The organism is Citrobacter sp. Cpo040 (assembly GCF_030332915.1).
In the GTDB taxonomy this organism is placed as follows: domain Bacteria; phylum Pseudomonadota; class Gammaproteobacteria; order Enterobacterales; family Enterobacteriaceae; genus Citrobacter; species Citrobacter portucalensis.
In genome coordinates, this window is record NZ_JAOWGX010000025.1 from 1 (window position 1) to 25,146 (window position 25,146).

Genomic DNA, 25,146 nt, shown 5'->3' on the forward strand with positions numbered 1-25,146 from the left:
CCACCCGGCGCCAGACGCGGGTCGTCAAAAGGGTATGAGCTCAGATATAAATGCCCCTTCGCCGTGGTAATAAATGCCTGATTATTAACTACCACCACTCTTTTTATTTCTTTTCCTTCAGGTCTATCTACCATATTCCCATCAGAATTTTTCTCTTGCCCCTGAGATGGGGACATATACGTTGCGACCTGCCACGTTTGTCCATAGTCTTTAGATATTGTGTATGCACCTGGCTCCCATCGCGGTATCAGAATATACTTATCTGACGAATGAATATATACTCCGGAAAATATCCGATACGTTGAATAAATGCCATTTACTAATTCTTTATGTATATTCCGCCTGATATCATGATACCAAAGCGCTCCCTCACAATTATAGCCTTTTAATTCCAGATATCGGTTATCATCATAGCGATAAATAATCTGTGAGGGTGTTCTTTTTGTACAGGCAGCGATAGCACATAGCGAAATAGTTCCGATTATTATTTTTAACGCACTTCCCTTATTCATAATTTATCCTTAAACGTTAAGTGGTTTGGGCATATCCCATTGCAGATTGGGTGTCTCGGTATTATATATTTCATTATGTCTGGCAGGTTTAACCGTTGTTGAATGGCAATATTCGTTAACCACGCCAAACGCTCCTGTTGGTAAAATATCATCTGGCCTATTCATGAAATTTTTAGTATGGTCTTCGTTCAACTTTCCAGTACTATAATAATCAATAGCTTCCTGAAAACCATTACGCTTCATACGCCAGTCTCCGCGCAGGAGTAGCTCGGTCCAGAATTCTCCGCAGCGGTGATCGAATGCCCCGCATATCCCCACCGCCAGATCGAAGGCCATCGCTTTTACGGGGGCATCTTTCGACATAACAATAGAGGAATGCTGGCTGTAACCAACCTGCTCTGATTGCAGCCATTCTTTTTGCAGCTCATCCGGCGTTTTTTCATAGATTAGCTGCACGGTTTTATTGTATCCCCCACCCAGAACAACGCCTTTGGTATATGGCTTACCATATTTTCTGGAGAACATCGCAAGTTCAGTGGGCGTTAATTCCTGGCCCGGCTGTAAATAATCGAAACCTGCGCCGCTGAGATTTTTGAAATCTGTCTCAGTGCGCGCAATAACCGTGGCTTTTGCAGAAAATGAGATGTCCTGATCGGGTGAACCCGGCGCTATCGAATATTTATACTTACTTCCCGCACCCTGTAACTGGTGTCTGAAGGTGACGGGGAGCTGCTCACCATTCACAACAACATCCGCAAATGTATATTGTCTGGTCGCCAGCGTATCCTGATCAAAACAACCTTTTTTTAACGCCGGCATTTCAAAAGGCACGCTCAGTGGGCTGCCGCCTATTTCCGGACCATTTTCACAGAAAACCCTCTGGCGCAGATTATCTATGCCGCTGGCAATGTTATGGGGGACTCCCCGCCAGCCCAACCCCTGAACGTTAAGTAATGAAACTACACTGTCATTGGGGCAAAAATAGTTATATACCTTGCCAAAGTTATTACGGGTATAAAGTTTATTCTTGCGCCATTGAGAATTGGTTTTACTCAGGCACAGCGCGCCTTCTAATTCATCGATCTCGGTTTGCGTGTGATATTCCCCCTTGCCATATCTGGCGTTGGTCGCCATCAACTGGCAGAAATTTTTAAACGTCTGCTGTCGGGCGCGATCCGTCTGGTGGTGTCCGGGCGTCATACCTTCAGCAGCCGTTTTTTCCAGTGCGTAGGGGGAGTGATTCAGAATCACACAATCGGCGGGATCGGCACCTGTTGCTTTGACCAGCATATTGGCCAGCATGGTAATTATCGTCCCCTGGGAGTGCGCAACAATATTAATGGGATCGAATTTTGTTGCCGGTTCTCTTCGAATCATCAGGATTAAATCAGCCAGCCGCTGCGCGGCAAAAAACTGATAAATACGGTGCGGGTTATCATAAATAGGGTGCGTAAAATCCCCGGCATTCATATACAGTGATGCAAATCCTGCCGCACCGTTCGCCAGGCCGCCGGAGCCAGGGCCTAGCATATCCGGAATAGTGGTTGTCGCATTGGCAAAGGTACCACCGCCTTTGGCGTACACATCGTCCAGCACGTTGCCGAAATTATCATTCTGATATTTCAAGGTGGTTTGGGGAATATGCCCCAGCTTTTCCAGCTTTGTGTTGTCATCTTCCTGATAGGCGTTGTAAGGCAGTTTTGCGGCGTCTCCTGATTTTGCCCGTTCTTCGCGATAACGCCGCTGGTCTTCTATATACGTCGCATGATCGACAGGTTTATATCCCCAATAAAATGGAATTACCGGGCTGCGTCCGGGCATTTTTACATTCTGCTGCTCGCCATCGCCCATATCCATTTTGTACTGCTGCCATTCATGCGGATACATATCCGTGCGGCCCATACGTTCATTCAGGCCAGCGATAATACCCTGCTCCTGATTCTGATAGGCCTCCCCCACATCGTTGACGCCGTGCACAAGGATCACAATACAGGGCATGGAATACTTAACGGGCACGTCGCAGACAGCCATTTTTCCGCCCGTTGATTTAGGCACGCCCTGTACACCTGTCGCCACCACCCGTGGATTAAAGGGACTGTTACTCATTTGGCAAAATCTCCATTTTCATTTCGTCCATTTCAGTCATATCCAATAACGGCGTCATTCCTTCATCGTCAGTGACGCCTTCAATGGTTTCGCCTGATGCCTTAGTCAGTCTGAATTTTGTATTCTTCAGAACATCGTCCGGGTTGCCAGAGCCATGTAATTTAATGCGGCGATGAAACTGCTCCTCCTGAAAGACAGGGGTTTTATCTTTCGCCGACTCCGGTCCGCTCCAGTCAAGAGAGGTGCCTTTCAACTGCACTTTTGCGGGAGAGAATATTTTTACAGAGCCGTCTTCATTTATTCTGATACCGCCACCACCGCACAAAAGCTGGATATTCTTCCTGGCGCTGATGGTTACGTTGCCGTTCATACTCTGAATATGAAAATGCTTATCAGAAAGCAGGCCCATTTCGCCGCGCTGCGCCTGGACGGAAATATCATCTTTTGCGGCGATGATTTTGATTCCGATAGCTCTGCTGAAAAGTGACAGGCCCTGTCCAACGGCCATTGAGAGTTTTTTAAAGACGTTAAAACTGCCGTTGCTGGCGGCGTTTAGCGACAAATCTTTGTCTGCTGATAATGCCATCGTTTGTGGTGTCAGCAGGGCCATACCGTGATCGGCGTAGGCCACCAGTCCCGAACGGGTAAGCTGTTCAAGCGCAGCGTTAAGCTGCTGCTGCGGCCCCAATTCGACATTTAACGCCTGCGCCGTCAGCGCGCTTTGCTGAAGTGACGTTGCCAGCGTAAGCGCGTCCTGAAGCTGCTGAACCACTGCGCTCATATCAAGCTGCTTGCCCTGGGCTTTTGGCTGCGCCTCGGTCGTGAGTAATATCCCCTTTGCCGCCCTCAGGACCGCCCGGTCATCGGTGCGCAGTTCTGCGCCTTCGCCGCGCGGTTTACCACCAGCATCAACAAGATGGCCCATATTCAACTGCGTTTTACCGTACTCGGTACTCAGTTTGACGTGTTCCTGCCCGCGCCGATCCTCCATCCGCAGCTTATTAAGACCCGCAGTGCGGATGACGTTGCGGGTATTGTTGCGGCTGGTGACGGGGTCTGGCTTTGGAGCATGATGCAGGGCATGCGCAATGAAAGGTCTTTCCGGATCGCCGCCTTCAAACGCAATGGCAACCTCTGTGCCCTGGATGAGCGGAAAGTGATGACCATAAGTATCGCCGGCATAAACCCGCGCCAGACGAACGGGCATGCTTTCATAACCTTGCCTGTGCTGGTCGAGGTCAAAATCAAACTTCACCCAATATCGACCCTGCACATCGATATGAGCATATTTGTCATTGTCTATTGATGATGAAACGATCGCGGGAACAGTACCCGCAATACGTGGCCGGGGTAGCGGCTGAGGTCGAAAACAAACGTTCTGGTTGTAGGGAATACCGATAAGCCGGGACTGGAGCGCTGCATCTCGCCTCCCCGTCACCCGCATTGCCGTTACCACAAATCCAGAGTCGAAAGCATGTGGAATGGTACCGTCGATTTCCAGCACCATCCCCGGCACGATCGACGGACTGGTGGTCACACCGTTTAAAATGGACTGATTATTAAGAATAATTTCGTGATGCAGTTTGGCATAGAACCAGCTGGATTCACCTGGCTGCACCTCGGCAAATTGCGATCCCGGCTGATGATGGATATCCGCATAGCGATACTCTGTGCCATATGTCGTAGCCCTTTCCGCAGACACATCGGCGTCAGCATTTAGCATCAGCGAGTTTGCCAGCCTGTAATCAAAGTTCTTCGCCCTAACGTCTGCCGAGACAACATTGTGCTTTGATACCAGCTTATCGATCGAATAATCATTTGATGTCAGCCCAGCGTGGGATGAGTGCATAATCTTTTGATCAAAAATGTACTGGCATTGTGAATCACTGAAGATAACCACCATAATGTGCGAAACAGCATGATGATTTGCGATCCTGAACCAGATCCCAACTTCTGACAGGATGCGGCTGATAAACGCTAAATCCGACTCCTCCCACTGGACGATCATTTCCCGGTTGGGATAGATACAAACAAGATTATCAAAGTCGATTTCATAATCGGCAAAAGCATGTTCTTTGAGGATCTGCGTGACCAGTTTCGGCACATTTATGTTCAGGTAAATAGCCGAACGCTTGCGTCGTGAGAGTAATGCCAGCTTATGCTCCAGCCTGATTTCATACAGTGATTCATCCGCTGATGTACTAATAAGCGAAAATGACGTAATGACGCCTTCAATTTGCCGTTCATATAGCCACATCTCAGAACCTTGAATATATTTATTCCAGCTATGATTAGGTGCTCTTATTTTCAGCGAGCCTTCAATGTTAAGAAGTGAGTCAGGAGGGATGCTTTTTTGTTTTGATGTGAATGTAATTTTATAACTGTATGGTTTACTTAACTTTTCATGACCTTCAATTGTTTCAACATCCAGCAACCCTAACTTACTCTCGCCCCTTACGGAGAATAAATACTTATTGATACTCTCCTCTGAAACTATACCTTCAAGATTATAGAAACCCGAACCCTTTTTCATTATCGCATCCCTTGCAAAAAGAAAGTAATACATAAGAAATAAAGTCCAGTCAGCATATCAACAATAATAAAAAAAGGTTGTTTTTTTTACTGAAAAAATCTGGAAAGTAAATTAATTATTATTAGTCAAACACGTAATATAATTACGACATATAAATAAACGATTAACTGGCACGATTTTAGATTCAATGAAATAGTTTTTTAACAAAACGATTTATATAACGCTGCATTCGTTTTTTTCACCGCGAGACAACAATCAAGCAGTCATATCCAAATGGTTCCAAAAACTGAGAGGGAACTAAAAAAACAAAACATTAACCCAATGATTTACAATAACATTTATAGAAGCATTCTTTTTATTTATTTTTTTATTGAATAAATCACACCCTCCCATAAAAAAACACAATAAAATATAACTATTCCCTATTCTGCTGTGAGGGGAGAGGTAACTGGATTATGCCCATGTGTTCCTAAGGAAAGATTTTGGTTTTCTCCCTCTCCCTTTGAGAGAGGGCCGCATAAAGGTCATCTTATCAGCCACAGGAGAATCAATGAAACGCTCCGCAATAAACGAGATCCTTGGCCACACGCGCCAGTTTTTCTCTCAGCACGACGTGCACCTCCCCCCTTTTGCCAGTTTCCCACCGACCCAATGGCGCAAGCTTGATGCCGCTGCCTGGAGCGAAGTTTTCGACCTCAAACTCGGTTGGGATGTCACTGCGTTTGGCGGAAACAATTTCGCCGCGCAAGGGTTAACGCTGTTCACTCTGCGTAATGGCTCGCCGAAAGGCATGCCTTACGAGAAATGCTACGCCGAGAAAATCATGCATGTTCGCGATGCGCAGGTCACGCCGATGCATTTTCACTGGCGCAAACGCGAAGACATTATCAATCGCGGCGGCGGCAATTTAATTGTGGAACTGTGGAATGCGGGGATCCGGGAACAAACGGAGGAGACCGACGTGAGCGTGGTGATTGACGGCTGTCGGCAAACCCATGCGGCAGGCAGTCAGTTGCGCCTGACGCCGGGTGAAAGCATCTGCCTGCCACCGGGCCTGTATCACAGCTTCTGGGCGGAAGAAGGTTTTGGCGACGTGCTGGTCGGCGAGGTTTCTTCTGTTAATGACGACGACCACGATAACCACTTTTTGCAACCGATCGCCCGCTATAACGACATTGAAGAAGACGAGCCGGCGCAGCTGGTGCTGTGTAACGAATATCGCCTGTTCCGCTAACCAAGGAGCGCATTATGCCGTTGATATCTCTCGCTGATGGCCTTGCACATGCCCGTGAGCATCACTATGCCTTAGGGGCATTTAATGTTCTGGATTCACACTTCCTGCGCGCGCTGTTTGCCGCGGCAAAGCAGGAACGTTCGCCGTTTATCATCAATATCGCCGAAGTACATTTTAAATATATCTCGCTGGATTCTCTGGTCGAGGCGGTCAAGTTCGAAGCCGCGCGGCATGACATTCCGGTGGTGCTAAACCTTGACCACGGCCTGCACTTTGAGTCGGTAGTTCGGGCACTACGCTTAGGGTTCAGTTCAGTGATGTTCGATGGCTCCACGCTGGAGTATGAAGAAAATATCCGCCAGACCCGCGAAGTGGTAAAGATGTGCCACGCCGTCGGCGTGTCGGTGGAAGCCGAACTGGGTGCGGTGGGCGGTGATGAGGGCGGCGCGCTGTACGGTCATGCCGACGAGTCGCTGTTTACCGACCCAATGATGGCGCGTGATTTCGTCGACAGAACCGGGATTGACGCGCTGGCGGTCGCCATTGGCAATGCCCACGGCAAATACAAAGGCGAACCGCTGCTCGACTTCCCGCGTCTGGACGCCATTCGCCAGCAGGCGGCAATCCCGCTGGTACTGCACGGCGGCTCCGGCATCAGCGACGACGATTTCAAGCGCGCGATTGAACTCGGCATTCACAAAATCAACTTCTATACCGGCATGTCGCAGGCGGCGCTGTCGGCGGTAGAAACACGGATGGCGAATCGCCAGCCGCTGTACGACGAATTCGCCGAACTGCTGCTCGGCATTGAAGAGGCCATTACCGATACCGTTTCGGAACAGATGCGCATTTTTGGCAGCGCGGGACGGGTCTGATGGAACGCAAAGGCGTTATCGCCGCAGGCAACATGCTGGTCGATCACGTGCATCAAATTGTGCAGTGGCCGGAACGTGGCTGGCTGGCGGAAATCACCCGTAGCGAACGCGCCACGGGCGGTGCGCCGCTTAATGTGCTGCTGACGCTGGCAAAAATGCACACTGGGCTGCCGTTGCAGGCAGTGGGGTTAATCGGTCAGGACAGCGACGGCGACTACATCATGGCGATGCTGGAGCAGTATCACGTTAATCGCCAACACGTGCAGCGCACCACATTCGCCCCCACGTCGATGTCGCAGGTGATGACCGATCCCAGCGGTCAGCGCACCTTTTTCCACTCGCCCGGTGCCAATCGGCTACTCGATCTGCCTGCGTTTGAGCAACTGGATACCTCGATGAAAATCTTCCATCTGGGATATCTGCTGCTGCTCGACAGTCTGGACATGCCGGATGAGGAGTTCGGGACGCGTAGCGCACGGCTGCTGGCGCAAATGCGCGACAACGGCTTTGAAACGTCGCTGGATCTGGTCTCACGCAAGGGCGACCCGCGCTATCAACCGCTGGTGATGCCAGCCCTGCGCCATCTAGACTATCTGGTGATTAACGAGCTGGAAGCCGGGGAGTTCAGCGGGCTGGAGATCCGCCAGCCCAACGGCGAACTGCATATTGCGCACATCGCCACCGCCGCACGCGAATTATTGGATGCAGGTGTACGCCAGCGGGTGGTGATCCACTGTCCGGAAGGTGCCTGGGGTGAAGCGCCGGATCTGCCGGGCGTCTGGATCCCGTCGCAGTACCTGGCGCAGGAGGAGATCGTTGGCAGCGTCGGGGCGGGAGATGCGTTTTGCGCTGGATTTTTGTATGGCTGTCATGAGCGCTGGTCGCTGACGGACAGCGTCAGGTTGGCACACGCCTGTGCGCGGGCAAGCTTGCTGTGCGCGAATGCGATAGATGGCGCGAAGACGCTGGCAGAGTTGAAAGCAGAAATGGCTGACGCCTGATGCGCTACGCTTATCAGGCCTACGGAGTTGTTATCGCTTTTGTAGGCCGGATAAGGCGTTTACGCCGCATCCGGCAACTGCACACGTTCACGCCGCCTTATCGTGATGTTGCACGTCGGCGGCAAACACATAACCCAGCCCGCGCAGGGTTTTGATCAACATTGGCTGGTGCGGGTTGTTCTCTATTTTTCGCCGCAGCCGCATGATTAAGACGTCAATAGTGCGGTCAAACACCTCAACGCTGTCGCTGCGCGTCAGCTCCAGCAGTTGTTCCCGGCTCAGCACCCGCCGGGCATTTTGGGCCAGCGCCAACAGCAGGCTGTATTCCCCCTGCGTCAACTCCACCTTCAACTGCTGGGGATTATGTAACTGGCAACCGGCGGTATCGAGATGCCAGCCATTGAAAGAAAGCCCCGTGGTTTGCGGGCAGCCGCTTTCTGCCGTTAACACGCCAACGCGTCTGAGCACCGCCTTTACCCGAGCCACCAGCACCCGCGCATTGAACGGCTTACCGATATAGTCGTCAGCCCCCATTTCCAGCCCGACAACCACATCCGACTCGCTGCCAAGCCCGGTCAGCATCACCACCGGTAATCCGGGCCTCATCTTCTGCACCTGCTGCAACACCATCAGACCGTTGATATCGGGCAACATCATGTCCAGCAATACCAGAGCGATATCCGGCTGAGTCTCAATGCAGCGCAGCGCCTCCTGCCCGGTGTGACAGGCGGTCACCGTAAAGACGTGTTCGCTCAGCACATCCTGTAAAAGCGTGCAGACAGCGATGTCATCATCCACAACCAGTATGGCTGGCTTCATTGTTTTTCCCCATTTCTGGCCAACTTAAATGAGTGTGATTGATTCTGCACAGAGTGACAGCGATAAGGCACAAGGATGTGCGGGAAACATAACCTCGGTCACACTGCCGGGGCGTCACGTATTGGAGATTCGTCACGTCAAATATGACGACAGCCTGTTTTTCGTCAGGGTTTTGCGCAAAATTCGCCCGTAATATCGACTAATGCCCCTGATAAAAACATGGCATAAAAGATGCATAACAAAAACGACAAGCGCGTATGCGCGATTTGATTAACTGGAGCGAGACCGATGAAAAAAGTCGTCACGGTTTGCCCATATTGCGCATCAGGTTGCAAAATCAACCTGGTGGTCGATAACGGCAAAATCGTCCGGGCTGAAGCGGCGCAGGGGAAAACCAACCAGGGTACCCTGTGTCTGAAGGGCTACTATGGCTGGGATTTTATCAATGATACCCAGATCCTGACCCCTCGTCTGAAAACCCCTATGATCCGTCGCCAGCGTGGCGGCAAACTGGAATCTGTTTCCTGGGATGAAGCGCTGAATTACGTCGCCGATCGCCTGAGCGCCATCAAAGCGAAGTACGGCCCGGACGCTATTCAGACGACCGGTTCATCTCGCGGTACAGGTAACGAAACCAACTATGTAATGCAAAAATTCGCGCGCGCCGTTATTGGTACCAATAACGTTGACTGCTGCGCTCGCGTCTGACACGGCCCATCGGTTGCAGGTCTGCACCAATCGGTCGGTAACGGCGCAATGAGTAATGCTATCAATGAAATTGATAACACGGATTTAGTGTTCATCTTCGGGTATAACCCTGCGGATTCCCACCCGATCGTGGCGAATCACGTGATTAATGCTAAACGTAACGGGGCGAAAATCATCGTCTGCGATCCGCGCAAAATTGAAACCGCGCGTATTGCCGACATGCACATCGCGTTGAAAAACGGCTCGAACATCGCGCTGCTCAACGCCATGGGGCATGTCATCATCGAAGAAAAACTGTACGACCAGGCGTTCGTCGCCTCCCGTACGGAAGGATTCGAAGAGTACAGCAAGATCGTCGAAGGCTATACGCCGGAGTCTGTCGAAGATATCACGGGCGTTAGCGCGCAGGATATTCGTCAGGCTGCACGTATGTATGCCACGGCGAAAAGCGCGGCAATCCTGTGGGGCATGGGTGTTACCCAGTTCTATCAGGGCGTGGAAACCGTGCGTTCACTGACCAGCCTCGCAATGCTGACCGGCAACCTCGGTAAGCCGAGCGTGGGCGTTAACCCGGTTCGTGGGCAGAACAACGTTCAGGGCGCATGTGACATGGGCGCGCTGCCGGATACCTATCCGGGCTATCAGTATGTGAAAGATCCGGCTAACCGCGAGAAGTTCGCTAAAGCCTGGGGCGTGGAAAGTCTGCCTGCTCATACCGGTTATCGCATCAGCGAACTGCCGCACCGTGCAGCGCATGGCGAAGTCCGCGCGGCGTACATCATGGGTGAAGATCCATTACAAACCGATGCTGAACTCTCCGCAGTGCGCAAAGGCTTTGAGGATCTGGAACTGGTTATCGTGCAGGATATCTTCATGACCAAAACTGCCGCTGCCGCAGACGTTATTTTACCGTCTACGTCATGGGGTGAGCATGAAGGCGTATTCTCCGCAGCTGACCGTGGCTTCCAGCGCTTCTTTAAAGCCGTTGAGCCGAAGTGGGATCTGAAAACGGACTGGCAGATTATCAGTGAAATCGCCACCCGTATGGGCTATCCGATGCACTACAACAACACCCAGGAAATCTGGGACGAGTTGCGTCATCTGTGCCCGGATTTCTATGGTGCCACTTACGAGAAAATGGGCGAACTGGGTTATATCCAGTGGCCTTGCCGCGACACCTCAGAAGCCGACCAGGGTACGTCTTATCTCTTCAAAGAGAAGTTCGACACCCCGAACGGCCTGGCGCAGTTCTTCACCTGCGACTGGGTAGCGCCAATCGACAAACTCACTGAGGAGTACCCGATGGTACTGTCTACAGTGCGTGAAGTCGGCCACTACTCTTGCCGTTCGATGACCGGTAACTGTGCGGCGTTGGCCGCGCTGGCGGATGAACCGGGCTATGCCCAGATCAACATCGCCGACGCAGAACGCCTGGGCATCCAGGATGAAGAGCTGGTGTGGGTGAACTCGCGTAAAGGCCGGGTCATTACCCGTGCGGCAGTCAGCGATCGTCCAAACAAAGGCGCGATTTACATGACCTACCAGTGGTGGATTGGTGCATGTAATGAACTGGTAACCGAGAACTTAAGTCCGATTACCAAAACGCCGGAGTACAAGTACTGTGCTGTAAACGTTGAACGCATTGCCGATCAGCGCGCTGCCGAGCAGTATGTCATTGATGAGTACACCAAGCTGAAAGCCAGCCTACGCGAAAGCGCGATGGGTTAAGCTTCCCCTGACGGCCTCCATTCGGAGGCCGTTTTTTTATGCACATAATCTCTCTATACTGTTCATTCCCTACACTAAATCTAAATATAAGATGAAACGACTTTTCGCCTTGATGGTGTTAATGACATGCTTTGTCCATGCCGAAGAGCCCGGTAGTCAGTTTTTGAAAGCCGCCGAGTCCGGAGACCGACGTGCACAATATTTCCTCGCTGATACCTGGTTTAGCTCAGGCGATTTGGGTAAAGCGGAATATTGGGCGCAAAAAGCCGCCGACAATGGTGATGCCGATGCTTACGCATTGCTGGCACAGATTAAGATTACTAACCCGGTCAGTCTGGATTACCCCCAGGCCAAAACGCTGGCGGAAAAAGCGACCCAGGCAGGCAGTAAAACCGGGGAAATTACGCTGGCGCGTATTCTGGTCAACACTCAGGCTGGACACACCGATTACCCCAAAGCCATTACCTTGCTGCAAAACGCCTCCGAGGACCTGGAAAACGACTCCGCCGTCGACGCGCAAATGCTGCTTGGGCTGATTTACGCCAACGGCGTGGGTATTCCTGCAGACGATGAGAAAGCGACGTGGTATTTCAAACGTAGCTCTGCCATTTCCCGCACCGGCTATTCCGAATACTGGGCCGGGATGATGTTCTTAAACGGTGAGCAGGGTTTTATCGTGAAGAATAAACAGAAGGCACTGCACTGGCTGAATCTGAGCTGTACGGAAGGATTCGATACCGGCTGCGAAGAGTTTGAAAAGTTAACCAACGGGTAGTCGTTGTAGGCCTGATAAGCGTAGCGCCATCAGGCAACCCGGAGCAGGTTGCCGGATGGCGGCGTTGCCTTATCTGACCTACAAGGCGGTCTTATCAAACTTACCTAATACTTCGCGCTCATAGGCCAGCGCTTTTTTGCGGTCAAATTTGTGTTCCCACTTGGAGATAACCAGCACCGCCAGTGCGTTACCCACCACGTTCAGCGCGGTACGCGCCATGTCGAGGATACGGTCAACACCAGCAATAAACGCCAGGCCTTCCAGCGGGATCCCCACGCTGCCCAGCGTTGCCAGCAGCACCACGAATGATACGCCCGGCACGCCCGCAATCCCTTTCGAGGTCACCATCAACGTCAACACCAGCACGATTTCCTGCCACAGCGACAGGTCGATACCGTACAGCTGTGCAATAAAGATCGCAGCAATACTCTGGTACAGCGTTGAACCATCAAGGTTGAATGAGTAGCCGGTCGGCACCACAAAGCTGGTGATTGAAGCTGGCGCGCCATAGGCTTCCATCTTCTCGATAATACGCGGCAGTACGCTCTCGGAGCTGGCGGTAGAGTAAGCCAGAATCAACTCGTCTTTCAGAATGCGGATCAGGATCCAGATGCTCAAACCGCAGATACGCGCGACAATCCCCAGCACCACCAGCGCGAAGAACAGGATGGCAAAGTGCACCAACAGCACCAGCTTCGCCAGCGGCCACAGAGAGGCAAAACCGAAGTTCGCGACGGTAACGGCAATCAGCGCGAAAACGCCGACTGGCGCATAGCGCATAACCATGTGGGTCACTTTAAACATGGTTTCGGAAATAGAACGGAACACGGTAACCAGCGGTTCGCGGTGAGTTGCCGGCAGGGAAGACAAGCCTAAACCGAACAGCACCGAGAAGAAGATAATCGGCAGCATATCGCCTTTTGCCATCGAGGCGACGATATTGGTCGGCACCAGTGACAAAATTGTCCCCATCAAACCATGCGCGTGGCTCTGTACTTCTGCAGTCGTGCTTTGATATTTCGAAATATCTACGGTCGCCAGTTGCGACATATCAATCCCGGAACCCGGCTGGAACACATTAGCCAGCGTGATCCCAAGGATAATCGCCACGGTGGTGATCACTTCGAAATAGAGAATAGTTTTGGCGCCAATGCGGCCCAGCTGTTTTGCATCACCGACTCCGGCAATACCGACAACCAGCGTAGAGATGACAATGGGCACAACGATCATTTTGATCAGATGGATAAAGATATCGCCCGCCGGTGACAGCAGGTTTACAACCAGCCATTCACGGCTGTCACTATGGTAATGCAGGTAACTCCCTAGCAGAATGCCCAGCACCATGGCGATTAGAATCTGCCATGCCAGGCTGACTTTCAAATTTTTCATAACAACGGACTTCCTCGATGGAGCGCTATTCCACATGCGGTGTGTGGGAATAGTACATACTGAAAGGGTATGAATTGTGTTGCGTTCGTTTATGGAGTTTTTTAACGCTTATTATCATTATCATCTGCATGGCATTCCGCGCAACCCTCTAAGAACAGGGCTTTTGGCTGATTTTATGCATAAAAATGCAATTTTATCGCGGTATTGATGAATAACTTTTTGTTATAAAAGAATTTTAATATGTTCAAAAATGAAGAAGTCATGGTGTGAGTTTTTTTCGCCCATTTGTTCGTTTGCCTGTTTTTTAAACAGGCCAAATGATACAAATCACAAAAAAAACAAATTTATTTTTGCCGATTCTGCAATAACTTCGCCATATTAATAGAGTCAACGAGCTGTGCCCGGTTCACCCTAGGCGAATTTAAATCCATAACCTTTTGCCACACTGAAATAGCCTGGGCGTAGTCTGCCTGCATAAACGCATCTGAGGCTAACAGCATCAGCGCGGTGACCTCTGCCGGGTCCAGCGCCAGAGCCTTATCAATCATCTCGCGAGTGGGCGGCGTCATATGTTGTCCGGCCTGGTAATACAATACCGTTGCCATCGCTGAATAGATCTCAGCATTTTCACCGCCGACACGCAGCGCCTGTTCGTAGGCCAGCAGCGCATTATGATACGCGTTTTGCCAAAGATAGTACTCCCCGAGTTGCGCCCATTTCACGCCGTCCTGGGGATTAGCGCGAATCTGCAATTGCAGCAAAAGCAACTGTTTTTCCTGAACATTTTCATCGGAGAAAGCATGTAAAGGGTCTGCCAGTCTCGTTTGCTCCTGACGAACCGCCTGCCATTTTGGCGTCAACAAGTAGCCTCCAATGCAGGCCACAACCATCAGCACCGCCGCAGCGGTCAGCCGCTTCACAGGCATTGGGCGTAACAGCGGTTCGGACTGGTTCATTGTTCACCTTCCTCCGTATGCTGACGTCTTCTCACTCGCCAGACCACCACACCTACCAGCAATAACAGCAGGCACGGCAACGCCCACAGCAGCAGCGTTTGCTCATTCAGCGGCGGGTTGTAGCGCACGAAGTCACCATAACGCTCGGTCATCCATGTCGTTATCTCGGCTTCGCTTTTCCCTTCCGCCACCATGCTATAAACCTGATGGCGCATACTAACCGCTACCGGTGCATTGGATTCCAGCAAGTTTTGGTTTTGACACTGTGGGCAGCGAAGCTGGCTGGCAATAGAAAGCGCTTGTTCCTGCTGCTGCGGGTTGGCAAACGTCCATGTGTCCACCACCTGGGCATGGGTGGCGAAAGTGATGAAAAACAGGACGAGCGTTAAGAGTAAAAACTTTTTGCCGGATGGCGCTGCGCTTATCCGGCCTACGGTTCGCGCCCCCTGTAGGCCGGATAAGGCGTTTACGCCGCCATCCGGCAACGTTGTAATTAATTTACGCATCGCGCTTTCTCCCTCGCCATCCGCTCAGCATCGCGCCAAAGACCATTAACAGTCCCCCACCCCAAATCCAGCGCACGCCGGTCTGCACGTACAAACGCATGGCATAGCGGTCAGGTCCGGTTTTTTCACCCATTACCGCGTACCAGTCATGCATCAGATTCCAGCGGATCCCCGGCTCCATCATCTGTTGACGGCGCGCGGCATAGAAGCGCCTTTCAGGTTGCAGGCTGCCAATACGTTTCTCATTGTGCCACAGAGTGATCTGCGCTTTTTCACTGGTGTAGTTACCTTTGGCTTCCAGGTCGAGACGCTCAAAACGGAAAATGTAACCCGCCAGTTCAACCTGCTGCCCAGGGCTCAGGTTCAGGCTTATCTCCTGACGGCTACCGCTGGAAAAGACGATCCCCGCCGCAAACACCAGCACCCCGGCATGCGCCAGCAGTGCCGGAAGCTGGATGCGGAAAGACACGTTGCGGCTTCTGACCGTTGCCAGCACGATAACCAGCAGCATCAGCAGGCCAAAGGGCAGCGTAGCGCGGTTAAAGTACGGTGCGCCTACGGAGAGCCGTCCCCAGCCGAACAGCCCGTAAATCATCGGGTAGAGCGTGCCAATCAACACAATCAGCAGCACCGCATTAAAGAGCAGCAGCGCAACCAGAATCAGCATCTCGCGTGACCAACCGCCAAAACGCGCATTCTGCCGGACTTGCTGGCCCCGCCAGGCGTACAGCCCGAGCGACGCCAGACTCAACACGGTAAACAGCGCAAACAGTGGCGCGGCGCGGACGTTATCCAACGCGAAAGCATGCACCGAAACGAGAATGCCGGAACGTACAATCAGCGTCCCAAGCAGCGATAAAATCAGCGTGACGATCGCCAGTAGCAGCGACCAGTGGCGGAAGATTCCGCGCTGGCGCGTGATATACAGGCTATGCAGCAGCGCGCTGGCGGAAAGCCAGGGTAATAAGGAGGCATTTTCAACCGGGTCCCAGAACCACCAGCCGCCCCAGCCCAGCTCGCAATAGGCCCACCAGGAGCCGAGGATAATTCCCAGCGTCAGCGCGCACCAGCCGGGCAGCGCCCAGCGCCAGCACACCCAGGCGCTCTGCGCATTAAAGTCACCACGTAGCAGCGAGGCCAGCGCCACGCCTGCCGCCACCATCAAACCACCGTAACCCAGATACAGCAGAGGTGGATGGAGGATTAACCCGAGATGTTGCAGCATCGGGTTAAGGTCGCGCCCTTCAATGGCAGGCGGGAAGATGCGCACGAACGGATCGGACCATACCACCACAAACAGCAGCAGCAGGGCCGTTATCATTGAAAGGACGCTGAGCGTCAGCGGAAACAGCGCGTCGGTATCACGCCGATAGCGTAAAGCGAACAGCGCGCTCCAGCCGGAAAGAAACAGCACCCACAGCAGCAGCGATCCTTCATGACCGCCCCACACCGCCGCCAGTTTTAATCCCCACGGCAGCAGGCTGTAGCTGTGCTGAGCAACGTAGACCACCGAAAAGTCGCTGGTCAAAAAGCAGAATACCAGAATGGCAAAAGCCAGCAGTAGCAGGGTAAATTGCGCCCACACGCCCACCGTTGCAAGCCGCATCACCCCTTGCCAGCGCTGGCGGACACCCACCAGCACGGCAAGCGGGGTCAACACGTTGACCCCAAGGCTTAATAACAGCGCCAGAAAACCGGCTTCAGGAAGGAGAACGTCCAGATATCACCTTACGCAACGGTTAGCTGACCCGCATAGAGTATAAAAAAACGCAGCAGCAGTACGCCGGTCAGGCTGGCGCCGCACACTGCCAGCACGCCATGAAACGTCGAACTGCGGTTGGCCCAGGGTTTTAGCAGCATCGGCAGTATCAGCCCAAGCCCAGCCACGCCAAGCCAGAACCACCAGGTCCAGAATCCACCGCCCAGTGCCGCCGCCAGCGCGCGCATTTTGCCGTCATCGCCCAGCGCCAGACCAACAAAGAACGCCGCCAGCAGGAAGATCTCCAGCCATACCACCGGGACTTCCATACGATGCACAAAGTGCGCTTCGGTGCTGTGCGGGTTGCTACGATGGCGTAACGCCATGGCGATCAGCGCCACCGCGGCGCCGGAGGAGATCCCAGAGAACAGGAACAGCACCGGCAGGATCGGGTTATTCAGGAACGGGTAAGATTTCAGCGCCGACAGAAGAAAGCCGGTGTACGCCCCGAGCAGGACCGCCAGCACCAGCATTAACGTCTCAAGCGCACGATGGAACGGCGCAATCAGCGTCAATACTTTCTGCACGATACCTAACCGCGGCAGCCAGCGCTGTTGCAGGGCAATCACTTCTTTTTCAAAGATTTTTGCCAGCCACAGCACTAACACCACCATGTACAACTGGAACAGCATGACCCCCATCGACATCACCGAAGTGAAGCTGTAGTGGAACATCAGTTTCCAGAAAGTCCATGGCCGCGTCAGGTGGAACACCAGAATCAACAGACCGAGGATAATCGCCCCCGGCCCTAACACCAGCGTAGTGCGCAGCAGCGTGCTGTCCGAACCGCCCGCCTCCGGATGGAAGCGACGCAGCAGAATCGCCAGCGTGACCAGTCCGGCAGAGATACCTATCAGGAACAGATAGATGGCAATGGGCCAGTCCCACACCAGTGATTCAAAATGAAATGCAGAAGCGGATGTCATTGGCTCACCTCCCCAAATTTAAAGGGAACGCGGTAGACCTTCGGTTTTGTACCCAACGCCAGCTTGTAACGGTAGGTCGTTTTCTGCTGCAACAAACGGGAGATATCGCTGTTGGGATCGTCCAGATTACCAAACGTCAGCGCCTTCGTCGGACATGACTCAACGCAGGCGGGCTGTTTGCCCGCTTTCAGGTTGGTTTTCCGGCAGAAATCGCATTTATCCGCCGTTTTGCTCACCGGATGGATAAAGCGCACGCGATAAGGACACGCGGCAATGCAGTACTGGCAGCCAACGCAAAGGTCCGGGTTCACATCCACAATGCCGCTGGCGGCATCGCGATACGATGCCCCCGTCGGGCAGACGTCAACGCAGGGAGCGTGGTCGCAGTGCTGGCACGAATGACGGAAGAAGCGATACTTCACATCAGGAAACGTTCCTTGCGGCTCACTGCGAATAATCGTCAGACGCGATACGCCTTCCGGCACGTTGTTGACTTCGCGACAAGCATCCATACAGGCCGTACAGCCGATGCATAATGACTCATCATGTACCATACCGTAACGCACGCCGTTGATGTTCAGCGTCTTCGCCACAACGCGCCCCGCCGTCCCGCTCACTGCCACCAGCGCGCCGACGCCGGTGATAAACTGGCGACGAGAGCAACTCATGGATGCTCCTTAAGCAACGGAATCGACGCCGGGTTAAAGTTCGGATTGTTACGCTGATCGCTGTGGCAATCGACGCAAATCTTGATCCGTCCTTTATCGCTCAGCGTTTGCATCGTGTCTTGCTTCGGATGCAGTGAGTGACAGCTGGCACACGCCACTTTGGTTACATGGACATCGTGCGGCCAGAACGCTTTTTGCAGCTGCTCAGGCAGGTGACAGGACATACAGACGCTGTTCTGCTGCTCCACGTTGTACATCGGCTCATTAAAGCGCATCACATCTTTCACCCCTTCACGGTGGTTCGGTGATGGCTGGCCGTGACAGTTAGTGCAGGTGACCGGCAGTTTGTTATTCGGGTTGATGACTTCCGCATGCTTACCATGCATGCCTTCGGTATCCGGCTTGTGACAGTCCAGACAGGCAGCATCCGGATTACGCTGTTGGGTAACCGTCCAGCGTTGATCCGACTCCTGCGGCGTTGGCGTGGCAGTGATTCCACTCAGGCTCCATAACAAGCCTGACGCCAGCACCCCAGCAGTTAATAACGAACGTAATACGCTCATATTCACTCCGTTGAGTTATCCGCCCCTTGCGGGGCGAAATGGGGTTATTGGCTTAACAGACCGTTTTTACGCGCCTGATCTTCCCACTGCGGAATCACCGTTTTGATGAAGTCCTGCTTCTCAGCATTGATTTGCTGCATGTTCAGACCAATCGCCGCCTGGGCTTTCTCTTTGGTCGAGATATCCGGCAACGGAATTTCATGCGTGATGCCTTTGGTCGCCAGCAGACGGACCAGTTTGGTACGCGCATCGGCGGCTTTATCCATTGCGCTACCCAGCATCCGCAGACCTTCTTCCGGGGCGTGCATATGAATGCCGTGTGAGGCGATAGACAGGTCCCAGCGCCATTGTGCGTGGCGGATATCTTCCAGAATCGGCTTCATTTCCGCTTCAGTCGCGCCCGCATCCCATGCGGCTTTCGCTTCGAAGTGCGCACGAACCAGCTGATCTTCAACTTTGATTTTCAGGTCATGAATGGCCTGTTTACGCTCGGCGACCACTTTTTGCAGGGACGCTTTGTCCTGGGTGTGGCAGTTCGCGCAGGTCTGAGAGAAGTTATCGAACGGGTTACCAATCTTATGGTCGGTGTAGATCTTGCCTTCCGCGTTTTGCACTTTCGGCATGTGGCAGTCGATACAGGTCACGTTGTTCTTGCCGTGAATGCCCGCGCTCCAGGTTTCATACTCCGGGTGCTGCGCTTTCAGCATCGGCGTTTTAGACAGGGAGTTGGTCCAGTCAGAGAAAGCAATGTTGTCGTAGTATTTCTCCATGTTCTCGACTTTCATGCCGTCGTCCCACGGGAACTTAACGGCTTTGTTCTTACCGTCGAAGTAGTATTCCACGTGGCACTGGCCGCAGACCATGGATTGCTGGTCAAAGCGACCGGCTTTCTCAAACGGTTTACCGATGGCTTCCATCGCGCGTTCTGCATAAGGACGCGACAGGGTCAGTTCTGGCTTGCCTTTGGCGAAGTCTGGTGACGCGGTATTATGGCAATCCGCACAACCGAGGTTGTTAACAATTTCCGGACCGCCGCGCGCCCATTTACCGTGGAAGTAGCCATCTTCACCGTCTTTCTGGATAAGACGCGCTACGTCCGGGCTTTTACAGCTCCAGCAGGCCATCGGCAACGGACCATCTTCTGCCGTTTTTGGTGCGCCGGTACGTAAGGTTTCACGGACATCGGTCACGGCATACGCGTGTCCCCGCGGTTTGTTGTAATCGCGCGAGAATGGGTATCCCGCCCACAGGATCACCAGACGCGGATCTTCTGCCAGTGCATCTTCACGGGCTGATTGCTCAGACGTGGCTTTCCAGGAGAGATATTGATCGGGATGCTGAGGTGCGAAGGTTTCATTCTTCGCTTCAACGGTGACGGTTTTTGCAGGTACAGAAGTTTGTTCAGCGTGAACAGCAGAAATAAATAATAAAGGTAATAACAGGCTGAAGAAACGGCGTACGCGTGATTTTATCCTTGCCATAGGGGTCTCATCCAGATGACGCCATTATCTGCAATGGCGGTTCTTTTATTGTTTTCCACAACAGCAACCACACGAATACTGTCATGACATTGCTCCACCCTATTTGTAACAAGAAACCACACTTAAAATGTTGTCTTTAATCAATTGTAAGTGTATGTAAAATACCACTTTAGAGTTATAACACCCCTCTAATCTCTCACTCTTTTGTCTAATTCAGAGACAGATCACCTTTTCAACAATCCTTTAGATAACTGCATGTTATCGCGAGATTTAATCAATTTTTGCTAGTTCCCTTCAAAATTCAGTTTGTCGCTAATTTGCACAATTCGTTTATTGCGTGATCTGCCGCGCAAATACTAAACAAAACTCTCAAAGCCCCTACATTTAACGTTTATGAGACATATTATTAACATCCTACAAGGAGAACAAAAGCCATGAGCCAAATACATAAACACGCTATTCCCGCAAACATTGCGGATCGTTGCCTGATAAATCCGGAGCAGTACGCAGAGAAATACCAGCAATCCGTTAACGAACCCGACACATTTTGGGGCGAGCAGGGAAAGATTCTTGATTGGATCAAGCCGTACAGCCAGGTGAAGAACACCTCCTTCGCACCAGGCAACGTGTCTATTAAATGGTACGAAGACGGCACCCTGAACCTAGCCGCAAACTGCCTTGACCGCCATCTGCAGGCAAACGGCGATCGTACCGCCATTATCTGGGAGGGCGATGACGCTACCCAAAGCAAAAACATTACCTATCGCGAGTTGCATCGCGATGTCTGCCGTTTCGCCAATACGCTACTGGATTTAGGCATTAAAAAAGGTGACGTGGTGGCCATTTATATGCCGATGGTGCCAGAGGCTGCGGTTGCCATGCTGGCCTGTGCCCGCATTGGGGCCGTGCATTCTGTCATCTTCGGTGGTTTCTCACCGGAAGCCGTCGCCGGACGTATCATCGACTCTAATTCACGCCTGGTGATCACCGCCGATGAAGGCGTACGCGCCGGACGCGCTATCCCGTTGAAAAAGAACGTCGATGATGCGCTGAAAAACCCGAACGTGAAGACCGTTGAACATGTGGTCGTCCTCAAACGTACCGGTGGTAAAACGGAGTGGCAGGAAGGCCGTGACCTGTGGTGGTCCGATCTTATCGAGAAAGCCAGCTCAGAACACCAACCGGAAGAGATGAACGCGGAAGATCCGCTGTTTATCCTGTATACCTCCGGTTCAACCGGCAAGCCGAAAGGCGTGCTGCACACTACCGGCGGGTATCTGGTCTACGCTGCAACCACCTTTAAGTACGTGTTTGATTACCATCAAGGCGATATCTATTGGTGCACCGCTGACGTGGGTTGGGTAACCGGACACAGCTACCTGCTGTACGGCCCGCTGGCCTGCGGCGCAACCACGCTGATGTTCGAAGGCGTACCAAACTGGCCAACGCCTGCGCGTATGTCACAGGTTGTGGACAAGCACCAGGTCAATATTCTGTATACCGCACCGACCGCCATTCGCGCACTGATGGCAGAAGGCGACAAAGCGATTGAAGGTACTGACCGTTCGTCGCTGCGTATCCTGGGTTCCGTTGGCGAGCCGATCAACCCGGAAGCGTGGGAGTGGTACTGGAAGAAGATCGGCAACGAAAAATGTCCGGTCGTCGATACCTGGTGGCAGACCGAAACCGGGGGATTCATGATCACCCCACTGCCGGGCGCTACCGAGCTGAAAGCCGGTTCCGCAACCCGTCCGTTCTTTGGCGTGCAGCCTGCGATTGTCGATAACGAAGGTAATCCGCTGGAAGGCGCGACCGAAGGCAACCTGGTGATTACCGACTCGTGGCCAGGCCAGGCGAGAACGCTGTTTGGCGATCACGAACGCTTTGAGCAAACCTACTTCTCTACCTTCAAGAATATGTACTTCAGCGGCGACGGCGCGCGCCGTGACGAAGATGGCTATTACTGGATTACCGGACGTGTGGACGATGTGCTGAACGTCTCTGGCCACCGTCTGGGAACGGCTGAAATCGAATCGGCGCTGGTGTCGCATCCGAAGATTGCCGAAGCCGCGGTGGTGGGAATTCCGCATAATATTAAAGGCCAGGCGATCTACGCCTACGTCACGCTGAATCACGGTGAAGAGCCGTCACCTGAGTTGTACGCCGAGGTTCGCAACTGGGTGCGTAAAGAAATTGGTCCGTTGGCAACGCCAGACGTGCTGCACTGGACCGACTCACTGCCGAAAACCCGCTCCGGCAAAATCATGCGCCGCATCCTGCGCAAAATCGCGGCGGGCGATACCAGCAATCTGGGCGATACCTCGACCCTCGCCGATCCTGGCGTCGTGGAGAAACTGCTCGAAGAGAAGCAGGCCATCGCGATGCCATCATAACAAAGTCCTGAAAATGCCGGATGGCGACGCGAAAGCGTCTTATCCGGCCTACAAATCTGACCCTACCCTCTCTTCACCGGGAGGGAAATATAAAAAACCTCCCCCAAAGGATTTCGTGTTACAGGAAGGCGGCAAGCGAGCACATCCCCAAGAGCATAGTTCACTATGTGACTGGGGTGGGCGAGTGCGGCCAACGAACCTGTAGCACGAAAGACGCAGGGGGACCTCTGGAGAGCTCTGTGATGAATGACCAAATTTATCAGCGGATAGAAGACAGTGCGCGTTTCAGGGAGTTAGTAGAAAAACGGCAACGGTTTGCCACCATTCTGTCCATCATCATGCTGGCAGTTTATATCAGCTTTATATTATTGATTGCCTTTGCGCCGGGCTGGCTGGGTACTCCGCTACACGCGGGAACCAGCGTCACCCGCGGTATTCCGATTGGGGTCGGTGTGATCCTTATCTCCTTCATCCTGACCGGGATCTACATCTGGCGGGCAAACGGTGAATTCGATCGCCTGAACAATGCGGTTTTGCACGAGGTTAAAGCATCATGAAGAGAGTCCTGACGGCGCTTGCCGCCACGCTGCCCTTCGCCGCAAACGCGGCGGATGCTATTAGCGGTGCAGTCCAACGCCAGCCAACCAACTGGCAGGCGATTATTATGTTCCTGATTTTCGTCATCTTTACGCTCGGCATTACCTACTGGGCGTCTAAGCGCGTACGTTCACGTAATGATTACTACACCGCTGGCGGTAACATCACCGGTTTCCAGAACGGGCTGGCGATTGCGGGCGACTATATGTCAGCGGCATCGTTCCTCGGGATTTCCGCGCTGGTCTTTACCTCCGGTTATGACGGGCTGATCTATTCACTCGGCTTCCTGGTCGGCTGGCCAATTATCCTGTTCCTGATTGCTGAGCGTTTGCGTAACCTGGGTCGTTACACCTTTGCAGACGTTGCGTCTTATCGTCTGAAGCAAGGGCCAATCCGTATTCTGTCTGCCTGTGGTTCCCTGGTGGTGGTTGCGCTGTATCTGATCGCGCAGATGGTTGGTGCAGGTAAGCTGATTGAGCTGCTGTTTGGTCTGAACTATCACATCGCTGTCGTACTGGTTGGCGTGCTGATGATGATGTACGTTTTGTTTGGCGGCATGTTGGCGACCACCTGGGTACAGATCATCAAAGCCGTACTGTTGCTGTTCGGTGCCAGCTTTATGGCCTTTATGGTGATGAAGCACGTCGGCTTTAGCTTCAATAATCTGTTCACCGAAGCGATGGCGGTACACCCGAAAGGTTCAGCCATTATGAGCCCGGGCGGGTTGGTAAAAGACCCAATCTCCGCACTGTCGTTAGGTCTCGGCCTGATGTTTGGTACGGCGGGCTTGCCGCACATCCTGATGCGCTTCTTCACGGTTAGCGATGCCCGTGAAGCACGTAAGAGTGTGTTCTACGCCACCGGTTTTATGGGTTATTTCTATATCCTGACCTTTATCATCGGCTTTGGCGCAATCATGCTGGTAGGTGCTAATCCGGCGTACAAAGATGCTGCGGGCGCGCTGATTGGCGGTAATAACATGGCGGCGGTTCACCTGGCGAATGCGGTGGGCGGTAACCTGTTCCTCGGCTTCATCTCAGCCGTGGCGTTTGCCACCATTCTGGCGGTGGTTGCCGGTCTGACGCTGGCGGGCGCATCGGCAGTGTCTCACGACCTGTACGCCAACGTGTTCCGCAAAGGCGCCACCGAACGTGAAGAGCTGCGGGTTTCGAAAATCACCGTGCTGGTGCTGGGCGTGATTGCCATCGTGCTCGGCGTGCTGTTCGAAAACCAGAACATCGCATTCATGGTCGGCCTGGCTTTCGCCATCGCGGCGAGCTGTAACTTCCCCATCATTCTGCTCTCTATGTACTGGTCGAAACTGACCACGCGTGGCGCAATGTTGGGTGGCTGGTTAGGCCTGCTGACGGCAGTGGTGCTGATGATTCTTGGTCCAACGATTTGGGTCCAGATCCTCGGTCACGAAAAAGCCATTTTCCCGTATGAGTATCCGGCGCTGTTCTCCATCAGCGTAGCATTCCTCGGGATCTGGTTCTTCTCTGCCACCGACAACTCAGAAGAAGGCAACCGCGAACGCGAGCAGTTCCGTGCTCAGTTCATCCGTTCCCAGACCGGGTACGGCGTAGAACAAGGTCGCGCGCACTAACTTCCCTTCTC

18 protein-coding genes and 1 pseudogene are annotated in these 25,146 nt (G+C 52.9%); 8 read left to right on the forward strand and 11 right to left on the reverse strand.

Annotated features, from left to right (window positions below):
- From OGX86_RS00330 to OGX86_RS00340, 3 genes are all read right to left on the reverse strand, one after another.
- Window positions 1–512, reverse strand: a 512-nt coding sequence (locus OGX86_RS00330; protein WP_286639007.1) for a T6SS immunity protein Tli3 family protein, incomplete at its 3' end; no start/stop codon positions are given.
- Window positions 513–521: 9 nt separating this feature from the next.
- Window positions 522–2,618 (reverse strand): T6SS effector phospholipase Tle3 domain-containing protein, encoded by a 2,097-nt coding sequence (locus OGX86_RS00335; protein WP_353655311.1) that lies wholly within the window; start codon window positions 2,616–2,618, stop codon window positions 522–524.
- Window positions 2,611–5,151, reverse strand: a complete 2,541-nt coding sequence (locus OGX86_RS00340) for a type VI secretion system Vgr family protein (protein ID WP_149607431.1) — start codon at window positions 5,149–5,151, stop codon at window positions 2,611–2,613. The genes OGX86_RS00335 and OGX86_RS00340 overlap by 8 nt, the downstream gene beginning before the upstream one ends.
- 550 nt (window positions 5,152–5,701) lie before the next feature.
- On the opposite strand from OGX86_RS00340, the gene OGX86_RS00345 reads away from it, so the two are divergent.
- From OGX86_RS00345 to OGX86_RS00355, 3 genes are read left to right on the forward strand one after another with little or no spacing between them, the layout of a single operon-like run.
- Window positions 5,702–6,385 (forward strand): D-lyxose/D-mannose isomerase, encoded by a 684-nt coding sequence (locus tag OGX86_RS00345; RefSeq protein ID WP_032942114.1) that lies wholly within the window; start codon window positions 5,702–5,704, stop codon window positions 6,383–6,385.
- Window positions 6,386–6,399: 14 nt separating this feature from the next.
- Window positions 6,400–7,260, forward strand: coding sequence for a ketose 1,6-bisphosphate aldolase (locus tag OGX86_RS00350; RefSeq protein WP_008786944.1), 861 nt, complete (start codon window positions 6,400–6,402; stop codon window positions 7,258–7,260).
- A complete protein-coding gene (locus OGX86_RS00355) occupies window positions 7,257–8,261 on the forward strand; it encodes a carbohydrate kinase family protein (RefSeq protein ID WP_100247236.1) in 1,005 nt (334 codons plus the stop codon). The genes OGX86_RS00350 and OGX86_RS00355 overlap by 4 nt, the downstream gene beginning before the upstream one ends.
- An 87-nt stretch (window positions 8,262–8,348) precedes the next feature.
- Here the strand turns inward: OGX86_RS00355 and OGX86_RS00360 are convergent, their stop codons facing one another.
- Window positions 8,349–9,080 (reverse strand): response regulator transcription factor, encoded by a 732-nt coding sequence (locus tag OGX86_RS00360; protein WP_032942111.1) that lies wholly within the window; start codon window positions 9,078–9,080, stop codon window positions 8,349–8,351.
- A 288-nt stretch (window positions 9,081–9,368) separates the two neighbouring features.
- Here OGX86_RS00360 and fdhF point away from each other — a divergent pair, with 288 nt between their 5' ends.
- Window positions 9,369–11,516: a formate dehydrogenase subunit alpha gene (gene fdhF / locus OGX86_RS00365; RefSeq protein ID WP_286639011.1), complete on the forward strand. Its 2,148-nt coding sequence runs from the start codon at window positions 9,369–9,371 to the stop codon at window positions 11,514–11,516.
- Between the two features lie 91 nt (window positions 11,517–11,607).
- Window positions 11,608–12,291: a Sel1 family TPR-like repeat protein YjcO gene (gene yjcO, locus OGX86_RS00370; RefSeq protein WP_048215118.1), complete on the forward strand. Its 684-nt coding sequence runs from the start codon at window positions 11,608–11,610 to the stop codon at window positions 12,289–12,291.
- A gap of 78 nt (window positions 12,292–12,369) precedes the next feature.
- Here the strand turns inward: yjcO and gltP are convergent, their stop codons facing one another.
- The 7 genes and pseudogenes from gltP to nrfA all read right to left on the reverse strand — a co-directional run bounded on the left by gltP (window position 12,370) and on the right by nrfA (window position 20,539).
- Window positions 12,370–13,680 carry a glutamate/aspartate:proton symporter GltP gene (gltP, locus tag OGX86_RS00375; protein WP_020996087.1) on the reverse strand — a complete coding sequence of 437 codons (1,311 nt, stop codon included), beginning with the start codon at window positions 13,678–13,680 and terminating at the stop codon, window positions 12,370–12,372.
- A gap of 344 nt (window positions 13,681–14,024) precedes the next feature.
- Window positions 14,025–14,636 carry a heme lyase NrfEFG subunit NrfG gene (gene nrfG, locus OGX86_RS00380; RefSeq protein WP_286639016.1) on the reverse strand — a complete coding sequence of 204 codons (612 nt, stop codon included), beginning with the start codon at window positions 14,634–14,636 and terminating at the stop codon, window positions 14,025–14,027.
- Window positions 14,633–16,862: pseudogene (nrfF, locus tag OGX86_RS00385) on the reverse strand (heme lyase NrfEFG subunit NrfF). The gene nrfG and the pseudogene nrfF overlap by 4 nt, the downstream one beginning before the upstream one ends.
- Before the next feature lie 8 nt (window positions 16,863–16,870).
- Window positions 16,871–17,827 carry a cytochrome c nitrite reductase subunit NrfD gene (nrfD, locus tag OGX86_RS00390; protein ID WP_032942109.1) on the reverse strand — a complete coding sequence of 319 codons (957 nt, stop codon included), beginning with the start codon at window positions 17,825–17,827 and terminating at the stop codon, window positions 16,871–16,873.
- Window positions 17,824–18,495 carry a cytochrome c nitrite reductase Fe-S protein gene (gene nrfC, locus OGX86_RS00395; protein ID WP_003031761.1) on the reverse strand — a complete coding sequence of 224 codons (672 nt, stop codon included), beginning with the start codon at window positions 18,493–18,495 and terminating at the stop codon, window positions 17,824–17,826. The genes nrfD and nrfC overlap by 4 nt, the downstream gene beginning before the upstream one ends.
- A complete protein-coding gene (nrfB, locus tag OGX86_RS00400) occupies window positions 18,492–19,058 on the reverse strand; it encodes a cytochrome c nitrite reductase pentaheme subunit (RefSeq protein ID WP_003826649.1) in 567 nt (188 codons plus the stop codon). Before nrfB ends, nrfC begins: the two co-directional genes overlap by 4 nt.
- A 44-nt stretch (window positions 19,059–19,102) precedes the next feature.
- Window positions 19,103–20,539, reverse strand: coding sequence for an ammonia-forming nitrite reductase cytochrome c552 subunit (nrfA, locus tag OGX86_RS00405; protein ID WP_128316992.1), 1,437 nt, complete (start codon window positions 20,537–20,539; stop codon window positions 19,103–19,105).
- A 434-nt stretch (window positions 20,540–20,973) separates the two neighbouring features.
- Between nrfA and acs the strand changes: the two genes are divergently transcribed.
- From acs to actP, 3 genes are all read left to right on the forward strand, one after another.
- Window positions 20,974–22,932, forward strand: coding sequence for an acetate--CoA ligase (gene acs / locus OGX86_RS00410; protein ID WP_003826645.1), 1,959 nt, complete (start codon window positions 20,974–20,976; stop codon window positions 22,930–22,932).
- 242 nt (window positions 22,933–23,174) lie between these two features.
- Window positions 23,175–23,489 (forward strand): DUF485 domain-containing protein, encoded by a 315-nt coding sequence (locus OGX86_RS00415; RefSeq protein WP_003031750.1) that lies wholly within the window; start codon window positions 23,175–23,177, stop codon window positions 23,487–23,489.
- The gene (actP, locus tag OGX86_RS00420) at window positions 23,486–25,135 is read left to right on the forward strand and encodes a cation/acetate symporter ActP (RefSeq protein WP_008786931.1); all 1,650 of its coding nucleotides are present in this window, start codon (window positions 23,486–23,488) and stop codon (window positions 25,133–25,135) included. Before OGX86_RS00415 ends, actP begins: the two co-directional genes overlap by 4 nt.
- The last annotated feature ends 11 nt before the right edge of the window (window positions 25,136–25,146 follow it).

Bases quoted from the DNA above. Each gene is read 5' to 3' on its own strand.
- OGX86_RS00335 (WP_353655311.1), bottom strand. From the start codon at position 2,618: ATGAGTAACAGTCCCTTTAATCCACGGGTGGTGGCGACAGGTGTACAG.
- OGX86_RS00340 (WP_149607431.1), bottom strand. From the start codon at position 5,151: ATGAAAAAGGGTTCGGGTTTCTATAATCTTGAAGGTATAGTTTCAGAG.
- OGX86_RS00345 (WP_032942114.1), top strand. From the start codon at position 5,702: ATGAAACGCTCCGCAATAAACGAGATCCTTGGCCACACGCGCCAGTTT.
- OGX86_RS00350 (WP_008786944.1), top strand. From the start codon at position 6,400: ATGCCGTTGATATCTCTCGCTGATGGCCTTGCACATGCCCGTGAGCAT.
- OGX86_RS00360 (WP_032942111.1), bottom strand. From the start codon at position 9,080: ATGAAGCCAGCCATACTGGTTGTGGATGATGACATCGCTGTCTGCACG.
- yjcO (WP_048215118.1), top strand. From the start codon at position 11,608: ATGAAACGACTTTTCGCCTTGATGGTGTTAATGACATGCTTTGTCCAT.
- gltP (WP_020996087.1), bottom strand. From the start codon at position 13,680: ATGAAAAATTTGAAAGTCAGCCTGGCATGGCAGATTCTAATCGCCATG.
- nrfG (WP_286639016.1), bottom strand. From the start codon at position 14,636: ATGAACCAGTCCGAACCGCTGTTACGCCCAATGCCTGTGAAGCGGCTG.
- nrfD (WP_032942109.1), bottom strand. From the start codon at position 17,827: ATGACATCCGCTTCTGCATTTCATTTTGAATCACTGGTGTGGGACTGG.
- nrfC (WP_003031761.1), bottom strand. From the start codon at position 18,495: ATGAGTTGCTCTCGTCGCCAGTTTATCACCGGCGTCGGCGCGCTGGTG.
- nrfB (WP_003826649.1), bottom strand. From the start codon at position 19,058: ATGAGCGTATTACGTTCGTTATTAACTGCTGGGGTGCTGGCGTCAGGC.
- nrfA (WP_128316992.1), bottom strand. From the start codon at position 20,539: ATGGCAAGGATAAAATCACGCGTACGCCGTTTCTTCAGCCTGTTATTA.
- acs (WP_003826645.1), top strand. From the start codon at position 20,974: ATGAGCCAAATACATAAACACGCTATTCCCGCAAACATTGCGGATCGT.
- OGX86_RS00415 (WP_003031750.1), top strand. From the start codon at position 23,175: ATGAATGACCAAATTTATCAGCGGATAGAAGACAGTGCGCGTTTCAGG.
- actP (WP_008786931.1), top strand. From the start codon at position 23,486: ATGAAGAGAGTCCTGACGGCGCTTGCCGCCACGCTGCCCTTCGCCGCA.